Annotated in this window: 18 protein-coding genes; 11 read left to right on the forward strand and 7 right to left on the reverse strand. The window is 75.0% G+C overall.

What is annotated here, in order from left to right; all coding sequences use genetic code 11:
- Positions 1-45 precede the first annotated feature (45 nt).
- The 3 genes from KZX45_RS11955 (at position 46) to hemQ (ending at position 3,483) form a co-directional block, all read left to right on the forward strand.
- Positions 46-1,485: a glutamyl-tRNA reductase gene (locus KZX45_RS11955; RefSeq protein ID WP_248257963.1), complete on the forward strand. Its 1,440-nt coding sequence runs from the start codon at positions 46-48 to the stop codon at positions 1,483-1,485.
- Positions 1,482-2,603, forward strand: coding sequence for a ferrochelatase (locus tag KZX45_RS11960; protein WP_248257964.1), 1,122 nt, complete (start codon positions 1,482-1,484; stop codon positions 2,601-2,603). Before KZX45_RS11955 ends, KZX45_RS11960 begins: the two co-directional genes overlap by 4 nt.
- A 160-nt stretch (positions 2,604-2,763) precedes the next feature.
- Positions 2,764-3,483, forward strand: coding sequence for a hydrogen peroxide-dependent heme synthase (gene hemQ / locus KZX45_RS11965; protein ID WP_248257965.1), 720 nt, complete (start codon positions 2,764-2,766; stop codon positions 3,481-3,483).
- A 46-nt stretch (positions 3,484-3,529) separates the two neighbouring features.
- Here hemQ and KZX45_RS11970 read toward each other — a convergent pair whose 3' ends face one another.
- The gene (locus tag KZX45_RS11970; RefSeq protein WP_248257966.1) at positions 3,530-4,330 is read right to left on the reverse strand and encodes a fructosamine kinase family protein; all 801 of its coding nucleotides are present in this window, start codon (positions 4,328-4,330) and stop codon (positions 3,530-3,532) included.
- Between the two features lie 191 nt (positions 4,331-4,521).
- Here KZX45_RS11970 and KZX45_RS11975 point away from each other — a divergent pair, with 191 nt between their 5' ends.
- The gene (locus KZX45_RS11975) at positions 4,522-4,803 is read left to right on the forward strand and encodes a hypothetical protein (protein WP_248257967.1); all 282 of its coding nucleotides are present in this window, start codon (positions 4,522-4,524) and stop codon (positions 4,801-4,803) included.
- The gene (locus KZX45_RS11980) at positions 4,800-6,416 is read left to right on the forward strand and encodes a hypothetical protein (RefSeq protein WP_248257968.1); all 1,617 of its coding nucleotides are present in this window, start codon (positions 4,800-4,802) and stop codon (positions 6,414-6,416) included. The genes KZX45_RS11975 and KZX45_RS11980 overlap by 4 nt, the downstream gene beginning before the upstream one ends.
- A gap of 9 nt (positions 6,417-6,425) precedes the next feature.
- Here the strand turns inward: KZX45_RS11980 and KZX45_RS11985 are convergent, their stop codons facing one another.
- Both KZX45_RS11985 and KZX45_RS11990 read right to left on the reverse strand, forming a co-directional pair.
- Positions 6,426-7,151: a PIG-L deacetylase family protein gene (locus tag KZX45_RS11985; RefSeq protein ID WP_248257969.1), complete on the reverse strand. Its 726-nt coding sequence runs from the start codon at positions 7,149-7,151 to the stop codon at positions 6,426-6,428.
- 76 nt (positions 7,152-7,227) lie between these two features.
- Positions 7,228-7,608 carry a phage holin family protein gene (locus tag KZX45_RS11990; protein WP_248257970.1) on the reverse strand — a complete coding sequence of 127 codons (381 nt, stop codon included), beginning with the start codon at positions 7,606-7,608 and terminating at the stop codon, positions 7,228-7,230.
- Between the two features lie 65 nt (positions 7,609-7,673).
- On the opposite strand from KZX45_RS11990, the gene KZX45_RS11995 reads away from it, so the two are divergent.
- Together KZX45_RS11995 and hisC are read left to right on the forward strand one after the other, a co-directional pair.
- A complete protein-coding gene (locus KZX45_RS11995; protein ID WP_248257971.1) occupies positions 7,674-8,273 on the forward strand; it encodes a LysE/ArgO family amino acid transporter in 600 nt (199 codons plus the stop codon).
- A gap of 173 nt (positions 8,274-8,446) precedes the next feature.
- Positions 8,447-9,547 (forward strand): histidinol-phosphate transaminase, encoded by a 1,101-nt coding sequence (gene hisC / locus KZX45_RS12000; protein WP_248257972.1) that lies wholly within the window; start codon positions 8,447-8,449, stop codon positions 9,545-9,547.
- A gap of 98 nt (positions 9,548-9,645) precedes the next feature.
- Here hisC and KZX45_RS12005 read toward each other — a convergent pair whose 3' ends face one another.
- Complete coding sequence (locus KZX45_RS12005) at positions 9,646-10,491, reverse strand: YwiC-like family protein (protein ID WP_308221737.1); 846 nt, start codon at positions 10,489-10,491, stop codon at positions 9,646-9,648.
- 441 nt (positions 10,492-10,932) lie between these two features.
- Between KZX45_RS12005 and pdhA the strand changes: the two genes are divergently transcribed.
- From pdhA to KZX45_RS12020, 3 genes are read left to right on the forward strand one after another with little or no spacing between them, the layout of a single operon-like run.
- The gene (pdhA, locus tag KZX45_RS12010; RefSeq protein WP_248258044.1) at positions 10,933-12,033 is read left to right on the forward strand and encodes a pyruvate dehydrogenase (acetyl-transferring) E1 component subunit alpha; all 1,101 of its coding nucleotides are present in this window, start codon (positions 10,933-10,935) and stop codon (positions 12,031-12,033) included.
- A complete protein-coding gene (locus tag KZX45_RS12015) occupies positions 12,030-13,028 on the forward strand; it encodes an alpha-ketoacid dehydrogenase subunit beta (RefSeq protein WP_248257974.1) in 999 nt (332 codons plus the stop codon). The genes pdhA and KZX45_RS12015 overlap by 4 nt, the downstream gene beginning before the upstream one ends.
- A gap of 53 nt (positions 13,029-13,081) precedes the next feature.
- Positions 13,082-14,563: a dihydrolipoamide acetyltransferase family protein gene (locus tag KZX45_RS12020; protein WP_248257975.1), complete on the forward strand. Its 1,482-nt coding sequence runs from the start codon at positions 13,082-13,084 to the stop codon at positions 14,561-14,563.
- Positions 14,564-14,768: 205 nt separating this feature from the next.
- Here the strand turns inward: KZX45_RS12020 and KZX45_RS12025 are convergent, their stop codons facing one another.
- Genes KZX45_RS12025 through KZX45_RS12035 form a run of 3 tightly spaced genes read right to left on the reverse strand, consistent with a single transcriptional unit; the run spans position 14,769 to position 17,372 of the window.
- Complete coding sequence (locus KZX45_RS12025; protein WP_248257976.1) at positions 14,769-15,788, reverse strand: NAD(P)/FAD-dependent oxidoreductase; 1,020 nt, start codon at positions 15,786-15,788, stop codon at positions 14,769-14,771.
- Positions 15,785-16,306, reverse strand: a complete 522-nt coding sequence (locus tag KZX45_RS12030; RefSeq protein WP_248257977.1) for an isoprenylcysteine carboxyl methyltransferase family protein — start codon at positions 16,304-16,306, stop codon at positions 15,785-15,787. Before KZX45_RS12030 ends, KZX45_RS12025 begins: the two co-directional genes overlap by 4 nt.
- A gap of 1 nt (position 16,307) precedes the next feature.
- Entirely contained in the window at positions 16,308-17,372 is a 1,065-nt protein-coding gene (locus KZX45_RS12035; protein ID WP_248257978.1) for a type III polyketide synthase, read from the reverse strand.
- An 84-nt stretch (positions 17,373-17,456) separates the two neighbouring features.
- Here KZX45_RS12035 and KZX45_RS12040 point away from each other — a divergent pair, with 84 nt between their 5' ends.
- The gene (locus KZX45_RS12040; RefSeq protein WP_248257979.1) at positions 17,457-18,284 is read left to right on the forward strand and encodes a UbiA family prenyltransferase; all 828 of its coding nucleotides are present in this window, start codon (positions 17,457-17,459) and stop codon (positions 18,282-18,284) included.
- Positions 18,285-18,492: the final 208 nt, after the last annotated feature.

Below are 18,492 nucleotides of genomic sequence, written 5' to 3' on the forward strand. Positions count from 1 at the left end.
TGCCCGTCCTGGAAATGGTTGACTATGGGCCTTGTGGTGCTCGTGATGCTCTCTGCCAACCACCACGACCTGGATCTCGTCGACATCGACCGGCTCAGCGCCGGCGCGCACGACCTCGGCCGCCAGGTCGTGGCGGAACACCCTGCCGTCAACGGGGCCGTCGTGCTGGCCACCTGCAACCGCTTCGAGGTCTACCTCGACGCCGACGAGTGCGAGGGCGCCGAGGCCGACGCCACCGCGGCCGCCTACCGCGCCGTCTCGCGCATGTCCGGCGCCGACGTCGACGAGGTGGCCCGCCTGATGCGCCCCGCGAGCGGCGAGCAGGCGGTGGCCCACCTCTTCGAGGTCGCGGCCGGCCTGGACTCGATGGTGGTCGGCGAGCGCGAGATCACCGGCCAGGTGCGCCGCGCCCTCTCGGCCGCCCGCGCGGAGGGCACCACCTCGCCGCTGCTGGAGCAGACCCTCCAGCACGCCACCCGCACCTCCCGGCAGGTCGCCGTCGCCACCGACCTGGCCCGTGCGGGCCGCTCGGTCGTCTCCGTCGCCCTGGACCTGGCCGCCGCCCGGCTGGCCTCGATCGGCTGCGAGCGCGACATGGCCGCGCCGCCCGCCGACCCCCACGAGAGCCCCGTCCCGCGCGGCAGCTGGGCCGGGCACCGGACGCTGCTCGTGGGCACCGGCTCCTACGCCGGGGCGTCCCTGGCCGCGCTGCGCGAGCGGGGCGCCGAGGACGTCGCCGTGTGGTCCGCCTCCGGCCGCGCCGAGGCGTTCGCGGCCACGCACGACGTGACGGTCGCCGACGCAGACCTGGCGACGGCGCTCGCGGCCGCGGACCTGGTGGTGACCTGCCGCGGCACCGGCACCCCCGTCCTCGACGTCGCGACCGTCTCCGCGGCCGCTGCCTGCCGCCCGGAGGCCGCCGGCCCGCTCGTGCTCGTCGACCTCGCGCTGCACAACGACGTCGAGCCCGCCGTGGCCGAGCTGCCGCGCGTGATCCTGGTCGACCTGGCCACCGTGCGCGAGCACGCCCCGGCCACCACCGCCGCCGAGGTGCTGCGGGCCCGCACGATCGTGGCCGAGGGGGTGCGCACCCTCGCCGAGACGACGGCGGAGCGACGGATGGACGCCGCCGTCGTCGCCCTGCGGAGCAAGGTGGCCGACGCCGTCGCCGCCGAGCTCGACCGGCTCCCTGCCGACGGTGCGATCTCCGCGGAGCGTGCCGCCCAGGCGCTGCGGCGGCTCGCGGCGCGCCTGGTGCACGAGCCCACCGTCCTGGCCCGCTCCGCCGGGCGCGAGGGGCGCACCGAGGAGCACCTGCGGGCCCTTGAGATCGCGCTCGGCGTGCGGGTGGCCACGCCCGACGAGGCCGACGAGGCCGACGAGACGACCCCCGCGCCGGCCGTGCCGGCCCCAGCCCCGACCCCCGCCTCCGCGGAGGCGCCGCACCCGGCCACGGTGCCGGCCGAGCCAGAGCGAGACCGATGACCAGCCTCACCCCGTACGACGCCGTCCTCCTCCTGTCCTTCGGCGGGCCCGAGAAGCCCGAGGACGTCGTGCCCTTCCTGCGCAACGTCACCGCCGGCCGGGGCATCCCTGACTCGCGCCTGGAGGAGGTGGGGGAGCACTACTACGCGTTCGGCGGCAAGAGCCCCATCAACGACCAGAACAAGGCCCTGCTCGCCGAGCTGCGCACCGAGCTGGCCGCCCGCGGCGTCGACGCCCCGGTCGTGTGGGGCAACCGCAACTGGGACCCCTACCTCACGGACGTCCTGCGCGACCTCCACGAGTCCGGCGCGCGCCGCGTGCTGACCCTGGTCACCAGCGCGTACGCCTCCTACTCCGGCTGCCGCCAGTACCGCGAGAACCTCGCCGCGGCGCTGACGACGCTCGCCGGCGAGGGCCGCGAGCTCGAGATCGACAAGATCCGCGCGTACTTCAACAACCCCGGGTTCGTGGCGGCCAACGTCGACGCGGTCGTCGCCGCCTACGAGCGGCTCGGTGCGGCGCCGTCGCCGCAGGCCCCGCTGGTCTTCGTCACCCACTCCATCCCCACGCCGATGGAGGTGGCCTCCGGCACGGAGACGCGCGCCAGCTACTCGGCCCAGCACCACGACGTCGCCGCGGTCGTCGCGGAGCGCGCCGGCGAGCGCCTCGGCCACAAGATCCCGTGGGAGCTCGCGTACTGCTCGCGCTCCGGCACGCCCTTCACCCCGTGGCTCGAGCCCGACGTGAACCGGACGCTCGCGGCGCTGCACGCCGACGGCGCCCAGCAGGTCGTGCTGGCTCCCATCGGGTTCGTCTCCGACCACATGGAGGTCATCTACGACCTCGACACCGAGGCGCGGGAGACGGCCGACGAGCTCGGCCTGCGGATGGAGCGCGCCGCCACGGCCGGCACCGCGCCGGAGTTCGTGGGCGGCCTGGTCGACCTGCTGCTCGAGCGCGCCGCCACCGAGCGTGGCGAGCACCCCGAGAAGGTCACCACCGGCGCCCTCGGCCCCTGGCGCGACGTGTGCGCCCCCGGGTGCTGCCGCCTGCGCGCCGGTGTCGACTCGGGCGTCCCCGCCGCCTGCGAGCAGCCCGCGGTCTCCGCCCGCGCCTGACCGCCCTCGCCCGCCGTCGGTGAGATGTCGCAAGGTCGCTGAGACTCACGAGCGCGGTGAGACCTCACGTGCTCGCCCGAGGCGATGAGCTGGTGATCTCACCGCGTGTCGGATCGTGCCAGTACCGTCCGCGTCCTGCGGAAGAGATGAAGGAGAGTCCATGAGCCAGCCCGTCCCGCGCATCGGCGAGGGTGCCGACGTCGAGAGCATCAACGCCACGATCAACTACACGATGTGGTCGGTGTTCGCCACGGCCGCACCGCTGCCCGCGGACCCCGCCGCGCGCGCCGCCCTCGCCGCGGCGGCCCAGGAGGCCGTGGCCGGCTCCGGCGTCGTGGTGCGCGGCTGGTACGACGTCGCCGGCCTGCGCGCCGACGCCGACCTCATGGTGTGGTGGCACGCGGCCACCGTCGAGGAGGTCCAGGACGCCTACCACCGACTCCTCGCCTCGGACCTCGGCGCGCACCTCGAGCCGGTCTGGTCCGTCGTGGGCCTCCACCGCCAGGCCGAGTTCAACAAGCGGCACGTCCCCGCGTACCTCGCCGGGGAGGAGCCGGGCGACTACCTGTGCGTGTACCCGTTCGTGCGCTCCTACGAGTGGTACCTGCTCCCTGCCGACGAGCGCAGCGCCATGCTGCGTGAGCACGGCCTGGCCGCGAAGGACTACCCGGACGTGCGCGCCAACACCGTCTCCGCCTTCGCGCTCGGCGACTACGAGTGGATCCTCGCCTTCGAGGCGGGCGAGCTGCACCGCATCGTCGACGTGATGCGCGAGCTGCGCGCCGTGGGTGCCCGCCGCCACGTGCGCGAGGAGATCCCGTTCTTCACCGGGCCGCGCGTGGAGCTGGCCGACTGGGCGGAGCGTCAGCCCCGCGCCTGAGCGCGAGCGGCGACGGGGCGACGCGGGGCGCCCCGTCGCCGGCGGCCTACGCGTACCGCGCCGCGACGGCCACCGTCTGGGGGCCGTAGGAACCGCCGAACAGCGCCGCGTGCACGATGAGCATGTGCAGCTGGTGCAGCCCGACCCGTTCCCGCCAGCCCTCCGCCAGCGGTGAGTGCTCGTCGTAGGCGGCGACGATCCGCTCCAGGTGCGGGGCGCCGAAGACGGCCAGCTGCGCCAGGTCGGACTCGGCGTGCCCGCCCTGGGCCGCCGGGTCGATGAGCGTCGCGACCGGCCCGGCGTCGGTGCGCGCCCAGAGCACGTTGCCGGACCACAGGTCGCCGTGCAGCCGTGCGACCCCGTCCACGGCGGCGGGCTGCGGCGCGTCGAAGACCCCCGCCGCCACCCGGGCGGCGCAGCGCTCCACCTTGCGCGGCCCCACGCCGTCGATCGAGCCGTTCGCGACGGCGTCGGCCAGGTAGGGCAGGATCCGGTCGGCCGCGTAGAACTCGCCCCACGAGTCGCCTCCCGACGGCGAAGCCGCCCGTAGCGGCAGGGCCGCCCGGCCCATGAACCCGTCGCCCGTGAAACCCGGCGGCGGGCAGCCGTGGTGCGAGGCGCCGGCGGCATGGGTGAGGGCCAGCGCCCGGCCGAACGCCTCGGCCGACGCCGCGTCCGCCGCGCCGTGCGCGACGGACCGGGTCTCCAGCACCCCGGGCTCCTCGGCCACGATCTCCACGACGGCGGCCCCGCCGGCCGCGGAGGCCTCCGACAGCCAGCGCAGCCCGGCGGCCTCGTAGAGGAGCGCGCGCGGGTCGCCGTGGTCTCCCTTGCGGTGGGTCGCCATGGGGCCATCCTCACGGCCCGTCGCCCGCCGTGCACGCGCTCCACAGCCGGCCGCGGTGCGGGTCCGTCCACACCGACGCGGACCGGAGCGACCGCCGTCACCGCCAGATTCCTAGCGTGCGGGGCAGGGCGGTCGACCGACCGCCGTGCGGGGCAGGACGGTCGACCGGACCGGCGAGGGAGGGAGCCCGGATGAGTGATCCGCCGATCTGCTACCCGGCCCAGGAGCCCGGCTTGTCGGTCTCCCGGATCAACATCCTCACCGCGATCGACCTCCTGGGGGACGCGCAGGCGCAGCTGCGCACTGCGTTCCCGGCCGGGTGGACAGGTCCGGGAGCGAACGCCTGCACGACCGCGGTCCTGGGACTTCTTCACCACGCACAGGGGATCGACCGGGCGCTACGGGCGGCGGAGCGCACGGTCGTGCGCCTGGACGCCGAGCTCGCCGCCTACCGGGCGGGAGGGACGGGATGAGCACGCCGACGAGGGAGCCGGACGTCGGGTGGACCTTCGCCGGCCTCCCCGGGCGTGCGCTGCGCGTGATGGTCACCGGCGGCCGCACGCCCATGTCCGTGGACACGGCGGAGCTCGGGGCACTGGTGGAGCGGCTCCGGGCGGCGGCGGACGTGGTGTCGGCCGCGGACGCGAGCACGGTGATCAACCCTCTCGACTACCTGCCGGGCGTCCCCTGGGCGTGGGCCGCGTTCGAGGAGATCCAGGGCATCCGGGTCCGGGCCGCCGGGCTGCAGCACCTCGTCCGGCGCGTCCAGGACCTCGCCGCCGACCTCGAGCTCCAGCGCCTCTGGTACGAGGAGGCGGAGGGGCGGGCCAGCGCCGTCTTCCGGCCGCCCGTGTGGCGCACCGTCGTCGCCCACGCCCCCAAGATGCTGCTGCCGGCCCGGGCCCGCCAGGCCGTCACCCTCGCCAGGGCCTCGGACGCCCTGCGCGTGGGCGGCCACCTGGCCGCCACCTACGACGGCCTGAACAGCTCGCCCCTGCCGGACGCGATCGTCGTGCAGCGCCACGTCGCCGCCCTCGGCGAGGAGATGCAGTACATGGGCAAGGACATCCTTGACGGCTCGGTGGAGGTGGACGGCGAGCAGGTCGACGTGCGGGGGATGACCCCGGTGCAGCGGTCGGCCCTCGTGGCGCTGCCCTGGCTGGCGCGAGGCTCCGTGGTCGCCAACCGGGGGCGGCCGCTCACCGGCCTGGCGATCTCGATGCGGCGCGGGCCCACGACGGCGGTGGACCCGACGACGCTCCCGGTGCCGGGCGGGCTGAGTCGTCGCGGCGTGGTCTCGCCGGTGCCGCGGGGCGGCTCCGCCGCGCGCGCACCGGGGGTGGCCAGCGCGCTCGCCACCACGATCGGCCGGAGGGTGCCGACGCCCCGCTCGGAGTCCGAGGTGCTGGGCCGCATCCCGGCGCTCGAGGAGGAGATCGGCCGCCGCGGGACGGGCGCGGTGGAGATCCTTCGCACCACCACGGCGGAGGGCGGCCGGCACTGGACGGTCGTGATCCCGGGCACGCAGGACGCCTGCGCCGACGGTGAGAACCCGATGGACAACGAGACGAACCTGCTCGCCGTCGCGGGCCTGCGCAGCGACATGACGATCGGTGTGGCGGCCGCGATGCACCAGGCGGGCGTCGCCCGGGGCGAGCCGGTCGCCCTTGTCGGGCACAGCCAGGGCGGGCTCGTCGCGACCCAGCTGGCCGCCGACCCCGTGCTGAGGACGGAGTTCCGGATCTCCACCGTGCTGACGGCGGGCAGCCCGGTAGGCACGATGACCATCCCGCCGGGGGTGGAGGTGCTCAGCCTCGAGCATGTCCAGGACCCTGTCGTCGGTCTCGACGGGGCGCCCAACACCGCCGCCCCCAACCACCTGACCGTCGCCGTGGGCGGAGGCGCGGAACCGACCTCGCTCGGCGAGCGGCACCGGCTGCCCACCTACCGGGACGCCGCCGACCTGCTGCCGGACCTGGAGGACTCCTCCGTCCAGCAGTGGGTCGCGCGCAACCGCGAGGCCATGGGCGCGCCCGCGGAGGGGGTGCGGACGGACTCGATGGTGTTCGAGATCCGGCGCCGATGAGCCCCGGCCCTAGAGGTGGAGGACCTCGACGGCGACCGCGTGGCGCACCCCCACCAGCCGCCCGGTGGTCCCGAGCATCTCCTCGAGCATGTCCGCGGGCACCGGTGCCGAGGGGCCCAGGCCCGCCAGGTACTCCGCGTGCGCCTCCAGGGAGGCCACGCCCGCCGCGAACCCGTCAGTGACGTCGACGGCGTGCTCGGCCAGCGGGGAGCCGAACGCCAGCACCGTCCGCACGCCGCCCCACGGCTGAAGCCCACCCTCGGCCAGCTCCGGGAACACCCACCGGTTGCCGGCGTCGCGGGCCGCGTCCACGACCGCCCGGCCCACCGCCACGTGGTCGGCCTGGTTGAGCACCCCGCCGGGCCAGGTCTCGCGGAAGCCGCCGGTGACCACCGCGTCAGGCCGGAACCGGCGGATCTCCCGGGCGATCGCGCGCCGCAGGTCGAGCGAGTACTCGACGGTGCCGTCCGGGAAGCCGAGGAACCGCAGGTCCGTCACGCCGACCCGGGCGCACGCCTCGCGCTGCTCGCCCTCGCGCAGGGGCCGGGCCCGCTCAGGCGGCACGGAGTCGATCCCGGCCTCGCCGCTGGTCGCTATCGCGTACCCCACGTCGACCCCGCGGGCCGTCCAGCGGGCGACCGCCGCGGCGCCGCCGTACTCCATATCGTCCGGGTGCGCCACGACGGCCAGGACCCTGGCGAGGTCTCCGTCGTCGAAGAGGCTGAGGAAGCTCATGACGGCAGCGTGCCCGGTGAACTGGGCCGACGCAGGCAGGCGGCGCTGCGGCGGACCCTGGCCATCGGCGGGCGCCTCACTTGCGCTCGCCGGGAATCACCAGGTGCAGGATCCAGCTCGCGATCGCGATGACCAGACCGCCCAGGACGGCGGTCCAGAAGCCCTCCACCCGCAGCCCGTAGTCGGTGAAGGACGTGATCCATCCGGTCAGCATCAGCATGAGCGCGTTGACGACCAGGAAGAACAGCCCGAGCGTGAGGATGTAGAACGGCAGCGAGAGCAGCGCGACGACGGGTCGCACGATCAGGTTCACCAGAGTGAACACCGTGGCGACGACGGCGAGCTCGAGCAGCGTCGCGCCCGTGCTCGAGGTCGGGGCGAGCGAGATGCCGTCGAGCAACCAGGCTGCGACCCAGATGGCCGCGGCGTTGACGAGAAGCTGCACCAGGAACTTCATGGCACCGATCCTGCCACCGACCTCCCGCCTCGACCGCGGCTTTTCCTGGCGTACGCTCGGCGACCGTGTCTTCCGCCGTCAGCGGCCTGCTCACGGGGCTGTCGCTCATCGTGGCCATCGGCGCGCAGAACGCCTTCGTGCTGCGCCAGGGGCTGGCCCGCCGGTACCTCGGCGTGGTCGTCGCCATCTGCGCCGTCTCCGACGCGCTGCTCATTCTCGCGGGCGTCAGCGGGATCGGCGCCGTCGTGCGGGACCACCCCACGGCCCTGACCGCGCTGCGCTGGGTGGGGGCCGCCTACCTCATGGGCTACGGCGTGCTCTCACTGCTGCGGCTGCGCCGGCCGCAGGCGCTGGACGCCGCGGAGGCCCGCGCCGGGAGCCTGCGCTCCGCCGTCGTCACCACCCTCGCGCTGACGTACCTCAACCCGCACGTCTACCTCGACACGGTCCTGATGCTCGGCTCGATCGCGAACCAGCACGGGGACCCGGGCCGGTGGTGGTTCGCCGCCGGTGCCGCGGCCGGCAGCATCGTGTGGTTCACCGCCCTGGGCTACGGCGCCCGCGCGGCCTCGCCCGTGCTCGCGCGGCCGGTGACGTGGCGGATCCTGGACCTGCTCATCGGCGTCGTCATGATCGCCCTGGCAGTCCGCCTGATCCTCGGCTGAAGGGTGTGCCGACGGTGCGGCGGGCGGGCCCGCGCCGGCGGTGCGGCGGGCGGGCCCGCGCCGGCGGTGTGGTCGGCGGGCTGCACACGCACCAGGCCGCGCGCCTCGGGCGGGCCCGCCCACCGGGCGGACGCCCTGACGGCGCACCGTCCGAGCGGGTGGATCATGGAGCCATGGCCACCTTGCGCACCGCCGTCAGCCTGCGGCCCGACATCGCCTCGCTGCCCGCCTACGTCCCCGGGGAGCGGCCGTCGAGAGGCCGTCAGGTCTACAAGCTCTCCAGCAACGAGGTGCCCTTCCCGCTGCTGCCGACCGTCGCCGCGGCCCTGGCGGACGTCGGACCGGACCTCAACCGCTACCCCGACATGTACGCCACGCAGCTGGTCGAGGCGCTCGCCGACCACCACGGCATCAAGCCCGAGCGGGTGACCGTCGGCAACGGCTCGGTGGCCGTCCTCGCCCACGTGCTCACCGCGGTGTGCGAGCCGGGCGACGAGGTCGTGATGCCTTGGCGCTCCTTCGAGGCCTACCCGATCGCCGTGCAGGTGGCCGGCGCCCGGGCGGTCCAGGTGCCCGTCGACGCCGCCGGGCGGCACGACCTCGACGCCATGGCCGCAGCCGTCACCGACCGCACCCGCGCGGTCCTGCTGTGCAGCCCGAACAACCCCACCGGGCCGGCGCTCACCCAGAGCGAGGTCCGCCGCTTCCTCGAGACCGTGCCGCCCGGCGTGCTGGTCGTCCTCGACGAGGCCTACCTGGAGTTCGTCCGCCAGGACGACCCCACGGACGGCATCGCCCTGGTCGACGAGCACAAGAACCTCGTGGTGCTGCGGACCTTCTCCAAGGCCTACGGCCTCGCCGGGCTCCGCGTCGGCTACGCCGTCGCCCGCCGCCGCCTCACCGCCGGCTTCCGCGCCACCTCCACCCCGTTCGGGGTCAACGCGATGGGGCTCGCCGGCGCCGTCGCCGCCCTCGGCTGCCAGGACCAGGTCCGTGACCGCGTCGAGCAGGTGGTCGCCGAGCGCACCCGCGTGACCGCCACGCTCGCCGAGCAGGGCTGGGACGTCCCCGACGCGCAGGGCAACTTCGTCTGGCTCGACCTGGGCAGGCGCGCCACCTCCTTCGCGGAGACCGCCAAGGCCCGCGGGGTCCTGGTCCGGGCCTTCGCCGGGGAGGGCGTGCGCGTCTCCTTCGGCGAGCGCGAGGGCAACGACCTCTTCCTCGACGTCGCGGCCGACTGGCTGCGCGACCGTTCCGGGCTCGCGCTCTCGTAGTCGGCCCGGAGCCCGGCCCCGGCCCAGAGCCCGGCCCAGAGCCCGGCCCCGGCCCCGGACCCGCCGGCGGCAACCGGCCGGACGGGGCGGGTGTGGGCCTACCGGATCAGCAGCGTCACTGCCACGAGCACCGAGAAGACGGTCTCGCCGACGCCGAGCGCCAGCGGACGCACCGGGCGACCGCGCCGCGCGGCCACCAGCGGGACCGCCGCCGCCCGCGCCGCGAGGGCGCCCCAGACGAGCGCGTGCGCCGGGGTCACCAGGCCTGCGGAGGCGAGCGCCGCCGTCGCCGCGGCCCCGGCGGCATGGAACGCCACCGAGGCGACGAGGTAGGCCAGGTTGCCGCGCTCGCGGATGTTGGTCTTGACGTACAGCACGGTGCCCAGGAAGTACGCCGTCACGAGCGCCGTCACCAGCCACGTCCACGCCCACCCGCTCAGCGCGCCGTCCGGGGAGCTCCCGGGCAGCCCGACGGCGGAGCCGGGATCGCCCCACCAGCCGGGGGTCCCGGCGTCGTACGCGACGGCGGTCATCAGCCCGGCGGCGACGACGGTGACGGTGTCGTTCAGGAGCGAGCGGTCCTTCCTATGGGCCGAGCACCACATCGTCACGATGACCAGCGGCGCGTAGGGCAGCGCCCACACCGCCAGCGCCGGAGCGCCGACGAGCAGCACGAGCGCGACCGCCGCCGTCACCAGCGTGTACGTCCGGGCCGCGGGCAGGTAGCGCGGCCTGCGCCGGGAGCGCAGCCAGAGTCCGACGGCGAAGAAGGCGAGGTAGCCGGCCCACCACAGCCCCAGCAACGGAAGGTGGACGGAGGCCGGACCGGACAGGGCGATCCCCACGAGCGGCGGAATCGTGATCATGGCCCACGCGCCGTGCTGGTCGGGCACCCAGCCGGGACCCCGACGCCGGCGCCCGCGGGATGCGGCTACGGATCTCACTCTCCACCCCTATCAGGGCCCGTGACGGCCGGACCCGGGCGAAGGTCCCGGGAGGGGCCCGAGAACGCGCGCAGGTCGGGTGGACGACCGCCGAGATGCCCGGGACCTCGGCCGTTGACCCGCCGATACCGCGACCGGTGAGATGCGTCGCAGGCTGTGGAATCCTCCAGTGAACTGGCCGGTCGCCCCAAGGGTCCACAGGCATTCTTTGGAGGAATCCACGAAGCAGAACTTACGGTGCCGTAGCCTACGCTGGCGTAGGTTCCGGATCGCCGCCACCCCTGGCGACCCGGCCTCCCCGCCGCGCTCGCCACGCACCAAGTGACGAGCGCGGCGGGAGCACGTGAGGTACCGTGCGGCGCACGAGGCGCCGATGCCGAGGAGGAACGCTTGACCGAGCCGCTCACCGCCCCGCCGGGAACTGCGTCCGATCCCACGACGATGGTCCAGCTCCTCGACGCCGAAGGTCGCCGTCACCACCACCCCGAGTACGGTCCCTTCGCCGAAAGTCTCGATGCCGACGCGCTCCGCGCGATGTACCGGGACATGGTTCTCACGCGCGCCTTCGACACCCAGGCCACCTCCCTGCAGCGGCAGGGCGAGCTGGGCCTGTGGCCGCCGTGCCTGGGGCAGGAGGGCGCCCAGATCGGCTCCGCCTACGCCCTGGCCCCGCGGGACTTCGTCTTCCCCTCCTACCGCGAGCACGGCGTCGCCCTCGTGCGCGGCGTGGACCTGCGTGACCTGCTCCCGCTCTTCCGCGGCACGCGTCACGGAGGCTGGGACCCGCACGCCCACAACTTCCACCTGTACTCGATCGTCATCGGCTCCCACACCCTGCACGCCGTCGGCTACGCCATGGGCGCCCAGCGCGACGGCGACGTCGGGACCGGGGACCCGGAGCGTGACCGTGCCGTCGTCGCCTACTTCGGCGACGGCGCCACCTCCCAGGGCGACGTCAGCGAGGCGCTCGTCTTCGCGGCCTCCGCGAACGCACCGGTGGTCTTCTTCGTCCAGAACAACCACTGGGCGATCTCCGTCCCGACCACCACGCAGTCCCGCGTCCCCCTCGTGCGGCGCGGCTCCGGCTTCGGCGTGCCGTCGGTGCGGGTGGACGGCAACGACCCGCTGGCCTGCTACGCCGTCACGAAGGCCGCCCTCGAGCGGGCACGCTCCGGCTCCGGCCCCACGTTCGTCGAGGCGGTCACCTACCGCATGGGTGCGCACACCACCTCGGACGACCCCACGCGCTACCGCGACCGCGCCGAGGAGGACCTCTGGCGTACCAAGGACCCGATCCTGCGGATGCGCACCTACCTCGCCGCCGAGTCCCTCGCCGACGACGCGTTCCTCGCCCGGGTCGACGAGGAGGCCGACGAGCTCGCCGCGGCGGCGCGCGACCACTGCCGCACGCTGGAGGCCGGGCCGCCCGAGACGCTCTTCGACCACGTCTACGCCGCCCCCCATCCGCTGGTGGCCGAGGAACGCGCGGAGATGACCGCCTTCGAGGCCGGATTCGCCGACGACGAGGGGGAGGCACGATGACCGCGACCCCTCTGGCCCGCGCCATCAACGCCGGGCTGCGCGCCGCCATGGAGCGCGACGACAAGGTCCTGCTCATGGGCGAGGACATCGGCCCGCTCGGCGGGGTGTTCCGGGTGACCGACGGCCTGCACAAGGACTTCGGGCCCGACCGGGTGGTCGACACCCCGCTGGCGGAGTCCGGCATCATCGGCACCGCCATCGGGCTCGCCATGGCCGGCTACCGGCCGGTGTGCGAGATCCAGTTCGACGGCTTCATCTTCCCGGCCTTCGACCAGATCACCACCCAGCTCGCCAAGCTCACCTACCGCTCCCTGGGTGACCTGCAGATGCCCGTCGTCATCCGGGTGCCCTACGGCGGCGGTATCGGCGCCATCGAGCATCACAGCGAGTCGCCGGAGGCGCTCTTCGCCCACACCCCGGGGCTGCGCGTCGTCACGCCGGCGACCGCGTCGGACGGCTACACGATGATCCAGCAGGCGATCGCGTCGCCCGACCCGGTGCTCTTCCTCGAGCCGAAGTCGCGCTACTGGGACAAGGCCGAGGTCGACCTGGGCGCGGAGGTGGACCTGTCCGAGACGGGCGTGACCACCGGCCTGCACGCCGCGCGCACCGTCCGCCCGGGCAGGGACGTGACGGTCGTCGGCTACGGCCCGACGGTCAAGACGCTGCTCGCCGCCGCCGAGGTCGCCGCCGGGGAGGGCACCGAGGTCGAGGTCATCGACCTGCGCTCGGTCTCCCCGATCGACTTCGACGCCGTCACCGCGTCCGTCCGGCGCACCGGCCGGCTCGTCGTCGCGCACGAGGCACCCGTGTTCTTCGGCCCCGGCGCCGAGATCGCGGCCCGCATCACCGAGCGCTGCTTCTACGAGCTGGAGGCCCCGGTGCTGCGCGTGGGCGGGTTCCACACCCCCTACCCGACGGCGAAGCACGAGGAGCACTACCTGCCCTCGCTCGACCGCGTGCTCGACGCCGTCGACCGCGCCCTCGCGTACTGACCGCACCACACCCGGCCGCCCCGCGGCCCGCACCATACGAAGGAGCCGCACCCGTGCCGAGCTACCAGCAGTTCCGTCTGCCGGACGTGGGCGAGGGCCTGACCGAGGCCGACATCGTCACCTGGTCCGTCGCGGTCGGTGACACGGTGGCCGTCAACCAGCAGCTGTGCGAGATCGAGACGGCCAAGTCCGTCGTCGAGCTGCCCAGCCCCTACGCCGGGCAGGTGCACGAGCTGCTCGTCCCCGAGGGCGCGACCGTCGAGGTCGGCGCCCCGATCGTGGTCATCGACGTCGACCCGGGCGGCCCGGAGGCGCCGGGCGGCGACTCCGCGCAGGCCCCCGAGGTCATGGACGGGAAGGCCGGGGTCGGCAGGGCGGGCGACGACGGTGCCGGCGCCTCCGCCGAGTCGTCCGGCAGCGTCCTGGTCGGGTACGGCACGAGGCCCGCCACCACGGGTCGACGACCTCGACGCGGCGTGGCCACCGGCGCCGGGAGTCCGGCCGCCGGTGGACCTGCCGCCGGGCCGACCCCGCCCGCGCCGACTGCGCCCGCGCCGACTGCGCCCGCACGGACGACCCAGGCGGCGCCGTCGCCCTCCGCGAGCAGCCCGGCCGCGCCGGGAGGCAGCGTGCGGGTCCTGGCCAAGCCGCCGGTCCGCAAGCTGGCCAAGGATCTCGGCGTCGACCTCACCACGGTGGGCGGCAGCGGCCCCGGCGGGATCATCACCCGTGAGGACGTGCTCGCACAGCAGCAGAAGACCGAGGCGCAGCCGCTCGCGACGTACGCCGGCGACGAGGAGCCCTGGCTCGAGGGCGGCACCGTCTCGGAGGACGGCCGGCAGACGCGGGTGCCCGCCCGGTCGGTGCGCAAGCGCACCGCCGAGGCGATGGTGGCCTCGGCGTTCACCGCCCCGCACGTGACGGTCTTCCACACGGTCGACGTCACGAAGACCATGAAGCTCGTCGAGCGGCTCAAGGCTGACAAGGAGTTCGCGGACGTCCACGTCACGCCGCTGCTCATCGTGATGAAGGCGTTCATCCACGCCGTTCGCCGCCACCCCGAGGTCAACGCCTCCTGGGACAACGAGACCAACGAGATCGTCTACAAGCACTACATGAACCTGGGCATCGCGGCCGCCACGCCACGGGGCCTCGTGGTGCCCAACATCAAGAACGCCAACCGGATGAAGCTCCACGAGCTCGCGGTGGCGCTCGGCGACCTCACCGCCCGGGCACGTGCCGGGAGGACGACGCCGCAGGACATGTCCGACGGCACCATCTCGATCACCAACGTCGGGGTGTTCGGCATCGACACCGGTACCCCGATCCTGAACCCTGGAGAGTCGGTCATCCTCGCCTTCGGGGCGGTCCGCCGGCAGCCGTGGGTGCACAAGGACCAGATCAAGCCGCGCTGGGTCACCCAGCTGGCGCTGTCCATGGACCACCGGCTCGTCGACGGCGGGCTCGGCGCCAGGGTGCTCGCCGACGTCGCCAAGGTGCTCGAGGACCCGGCGCAGGCGCTCGTCTGGAGCTAGGCCGAGCGGCTGGCGGCGCCTTGAGGTGATGCGCCCGAGGTGCCCTCTGCCCAGATTGCCCTGGATGCCCGTTCCTGCGCGCAGACGGGCACCCAGGGCGTTCTCGGCCATCGGGTGGGACGCCGTGCAGACGCTCCCGGGGAGACGCGCGCCCGGGGAGACGCGCCGGGGGACGCGAGCCGGCAGGCACGCCGGGAGCCGGCGCTCACCGGCCGATCTGCTGCACCGCGGCGTCGAACACGCCCGGCAGCGCGCGGGCGGCCGGCACGAGCGCCCGGCGCAGCGGCGGGACCGACGCGGCCACCACCAGCGCCTCGGTGAGCAGCTGGTAGCGGCGCACGATCCGGCGCCACCGCTCCTCGTAGTCGTCCGGCCGGCCGGCGACGATCGCGGCGACGGCGGCCTCCGCCTGCGCCAGGGCCAGCGAGACCCCCTCGCCGGTGAGGGCGTCGATGTAGCCGCCCGCGTCCCCGACCAGCAGGACCCGCCCGGACACCCGGCGGCGGGCGCGCTGCCGCAGCGGGCCCGCCCCGCGCACGGTCGAGGTCGCGGGGGCGCCGGCGATCCGCCCGAGCAGGGCGGGGAACGCGGCGAGGTGGTCGGCGTAGGGCCGCCGGTCCGAGGTCAGCAGGGCCACGCCGACCTCCTCGGGCCCCACCGGGGTCACGTACGCCTCGGCGTGGTCGGCCCAGTGCACCTCCACGAGGTCGGTCCACGGCGCCACCCGCACGTGCCGCCGCAGCCCGAACCGGCGCGGCCCGCGGGCCGGGAGGCCCAGGCCGAGGCGGTGGCGCAGCGGGGAGTGCAGGCCGTCCGCGACCACCAGGTGCCCCGCCGGCGTGCCGTCCACCTCCACGCCCGAGGCGTGCTGGACGACGTCGACCACCTTGGCCGCCTCGACCCGCACCCCGGCCGCGTCGACCGCCTCGCGCAGCGCGGCCTGCAGCACGGTGCGCCGCACCCCGCGGCCGGGCCCGACGGCGAAGCGGGCCTCGGCGACGCCACCGGGGGAGAGGTAGCGGATGCCACGCAGGTCCCGCCCGGCCGGGTCCACGCCCAGCGCGGCCAGCCGGGCGACGGCGGCCGGCATGAGCCCCTCGCCGCACGCCTTGTCGATCGGTGCGGACCGCGGCTCGCGGACCACCACGGACAGCCCCGCCCGTGCGGCGTGGAGCGCGGTCGCCAGTCCGGCGGGCCCGCCGCCCGCCACCACCAGGTCCGTCATGGCCGCGCGGCGGCCAGCGCCCGGTTCTCGGTGCGGATCCGCAGTCGCATCAGGAACGCGTTGGCCACCGTGAACACCGCCGCGGTGACCCACGCGGTGTGCACGAGCGGGAGCGCGAGACCCTCGACGACGACGGCCACGTAGTTGGGGTGGCGGAACCACCGGTAGGGGCCGCCGCCCACCAGGGGCAGGCCCGGCACCACGATCACCCGGGTGTTCCACCGCGGCCCGAGCGTGCGGATGCACCACCAGCGCAGCGCCTGCGATCCCAGGGCGAGCGCGAGCATCGGCCAGCCCAGCGCCGGCAGGAAGACGCGCCCGAGCAGCCACACCTCGGCCAGCGCGCCGACCAGCAGCCCCGTGTGCAGCACGACCATGACCGGGTAGTGACCGGCCCCCGACTCCACGCCCCCGCGGGCGAAGCTCCAGGCCGCGTTGTGGCGCGCGACCACCAGCTCCGCGAGCCGCTCGAGGCCGACGGTGAGCACCAGCACCGTGAAGAGCACCTCGGACGTCATCTCAGCCCCTCAGCAGCACGAGCTCGAGGCTGAAGCCGGGACCCATCGCCATCATGACGCCGTGGGAGCCGGGCTCCGGGGGCCGCCGGTCGAGGGTGTCGCGCAGGATGTGCAGCACCGACGCCGAGGAGAGGTTGCCGACCGTCCGCAGGGACTCGGCGGTCAGCGCGAGGTCCGCCGCGTCGAGCCCGATCGCGTCGACCATCGAGTCGATCACCTTGGGCCCGCCCGGGTGGCACACCCACCACCCGACGTCGTCCACCTCGAGCCCGTGCTCGGCGAGGAACGCGGCGACGTCACGGCCCACGTGGTCGCGGACGAGCTCGGGCACCTCCACGCCCAGGACGATACGCAGGCCCGTTGAGCGCACGTCCCAGCCCATGGTCGACTCCGTGCCCGGGTAGGTGCGGCTGCGGCTCGCCACCACGGCGGGGGAGCCGGGCGACCCGGCCGAGGGATGGTCCGGCCCGACCGCGACGACGGCGGCGGCGCCGTCGCCGAAGAGGCCGGAGGCGACCAGGTTCGCCGTCGAGTCGTCGCCGGGCTGGACCGTCAGCGAGCAGAGCTCGGCGGCCACGAGCACGCCGACGGCGTCCGGCCGGCCGGCGAGCAGGTCGTGCAGGCGGGCGGTGCCGGCCGCCCCGGCCATGCAGCCCAGGCCCATCAGCGGGACCCGCACCACGTCCTCGCGCATCCCGAGCCGGGCGGCGATCCGGGCCTCGAGCGAGGGCACGGCGAGGCCCGTGACGGTGGTGGAGACGAAGACGTCGACCTCCTGCGGCGTCAGGCCCGCCCGCTCCAGCGCGCCGGCGACGGCGACCGCGCCCAGCTCCACCGCCCCGCCGATGAACTCGTCGTTCGCGGCGCCGAAGTCGGAGAGGGCGCCGTAGCGCTCCAGCGGGAGGACGAGGTGGCGATGGTCGACGCCGGCGCTGGCGTGGATCCGCCGCAGCAGGAGCTCGGTCCGACGGTCGGCGCGCAGCACGCCGACGAGCGCGTCGGTGACCTCACGCTGGCCGTACCGGTGCGGGGGGAGCACGGCCTCCACGCCGACGAGGTGCGTCATCCGGCGAGCGTACGGTCTCCCTCCCGAGGTCGGCACCCGATCCGAAGCCGCCTGGGCCCGGCCTGGGCGCCCTAGGCTCGTCGCGTGCCGCCTCGTTCCGTCGTGCCCGCCCGTGCCGGCGCCCTGGTGCGTGCCTGCCACCCCGCGCCGACGGCGGCAGTCACGGTGCTCGCGACGCTCGCCGCCGTCGTCGCCGGGCACGCGCCGGGCGGTGTGGCGCTGGTCGCGCTCGCGGTGCTCGCCGGGCAGCTGACGATCGGGTGGTCCAACGACCTCGTGGACGCCGCCCGCGACCGCGCCGTGGGCCGTGCTGACAAGCCCGTCGCGACCGGCGAGCTTCCCGTGCACGTGCTGCGCGGCGCGCTGGTCGCGGCCTCGGTGGCGTGCGTCCTCGCCTCGGCGCTGCTGGGGCCGGCTGCCGGCCTGACGCACCTGGTGCTGCTGGTCGCGTCCGGCTGGGCGTACAACCTGTGGCTCAAGCGGACGGTGCTGTCGTGGCTGCCGTACGTCGTCGCCTTCGGGTCCCTGCCCGCCGTGGTGTGGCTGGCGCTCGACGCGCCCGCCCGTCCACCGGCCTGGATGGTCGCCGTCGGGGCCCTGCTCGGGCTCGGCGCGCACCTGGTGAACGTCCTCCCCGACCTGGCCGACGACGCCGCCACCGGGGTCCGGGGCCTCCCGCACCGCCTCGGCGCCCGGGCCACCGGGATCCTTGCCGTCGCGGCGCTGACCGCCGGCTCCGCCGTCGCCCTGCTCGCCCCGGCGGGCCGCGCCGGACCCTGGCCCTGGGCGCTGCTGGCGGCCGTTGCGGCCCTCGCCGTCTGGGCCCTGCTCCGCGGCGGCCGCGCACCGTTCCGGGCCGCGCTGGTCATCGCCGTCGTGGACGTGGTCGTGCTGCTGGTGCGAGCGGGATGACCTGCGGTTGCGCGCCAGAAGTTGCGTAGTTGGCACGTTGTTGCCATGGCAGAGAGTGCACCCGCTGTGAGGTCGTATCCCGGTCGTGGGCCCGACTACCGTCTTGAGTGTGCCCACGGTGGGTGCGCTGGGTACTGGGAAAAATCCCGGGGGGTGTCATGTCTGAGGCGTCGATGCTGCTGCCGTTCGAAGCGCGAACGGCAGTGCA

Origin of the sequence: Georgenia sp. EYE_87, from assembly GCF_023148685.1 — a bacterium.
In the GTDB taxonomy this organism is placed as follows: domain Bacteria; phylum Actinomycetota; class Actinomycetes; order Actinomycetales; family Actinomycetaceae; genus Georgenia.

Excerpts from the sequence above, each read along its gene's own strand:
- KZX45_RS11985 (WP_248257969.1), bottom strand. The coding sequence starts at position 7,151 with ATGAGCTTCCTCAGCCTCTTCGACGACGGAGACCTCGCCAGGGTCCTG.
- KZX45_RS11980 (WP_248257968.1), top strand. The coding sequence starts at position 4,800 with ATGAGCACGCCGACGAGGGAGCCGGACGTCGGGTGGACCTTCGCCGGC.
- KZX45_RS12015 (WP_248257974.1), top strand. The coding sequence starts at position 12,030 with ATGACCGCGACCCCTCTGGCCCGCGCCATCAACGCCGGGCTGCGCGCC.
- KZX45_RS11955 (WP_248257963.1), top strand. The coding sequence starts at position 46 with ATGCTCTCTGCCAACCACCACGACCTGGATCTCGTCGACATCGACCGG.
- KZX45_RS11960 (WP_248257964.1), top strand. The coding sequence starts at position 1,482 with ATGACCAGCCTCACCCCGTACGACGCCGTCCTCCTCCTGTCCTTCGGC.
- KZX45_RS12025 (WP_248257976.1), bottom strand. The coding sequence starts at position 15,788 with ATGACGGACCTGGTGGTGGCGGGCGGCGGGCCCGCCGGACTGGCGACC.
- hemQ (WP_248257965.1), top strand. The coding sequence starts at position 2,764 with ATGAGCCAGCCCGTCCCGCGCATCGGCGAGGGTGCCGACGTCGAGAGC.
- KZX45_RS11970 (WP_248257966.1), bottom strand. The coding sequence starts at position 4,330 with ATGGCGACCCACCGCAAGGGAGACCACGGCGACCCGCGCGCGCTCCTC.
- KZX45_RS12035 (WP_248257978.1), bottom strand. The coding sequence starts at position 17,372 with ATGACGCACCTCGTCGGCGTGGAGGCCGTGCTCCCCCCGCACCGGTAC.
- KZX45_RS12030 (WP_248257977.1), bottom strand. The coding sequence starts at position 16,306 with ATGACGTCCGAGGTGCTCTTCACGGTGCTGGTGCTCACCGTCGGCCTC.
- KZX45_RS11990 (WP_248257970.1), bottom strand. The coding sequence starts at position 7,608 with ATGAAGTTCCTGGTGCAGCTTCTCGTCAACGCCGCGGCCATCTGGGTC.
- hisC (WP_248257972.1), top strand. The coding sequence starts at position 8,447 with ATGGCCACCTTGCGCACCGCCGTCAGCCTGCGGCCCGACATCGCCTCG.
- pdhA (WP_248258044.1), top strand. The coding sequence starts at position 10,933 with ATGGTCCAGCTCCTCGACGCCGAAGGTCGCCGTCACCACCACCCCGAG.
- KZX45_RS11975 (WP_248257967.1), top strand. The coding sequence starts at position 4,522 with ATGAGTGATCCGCCGATCTGCTACCCGGCCCAGGAGCCCGGCTTGTCG.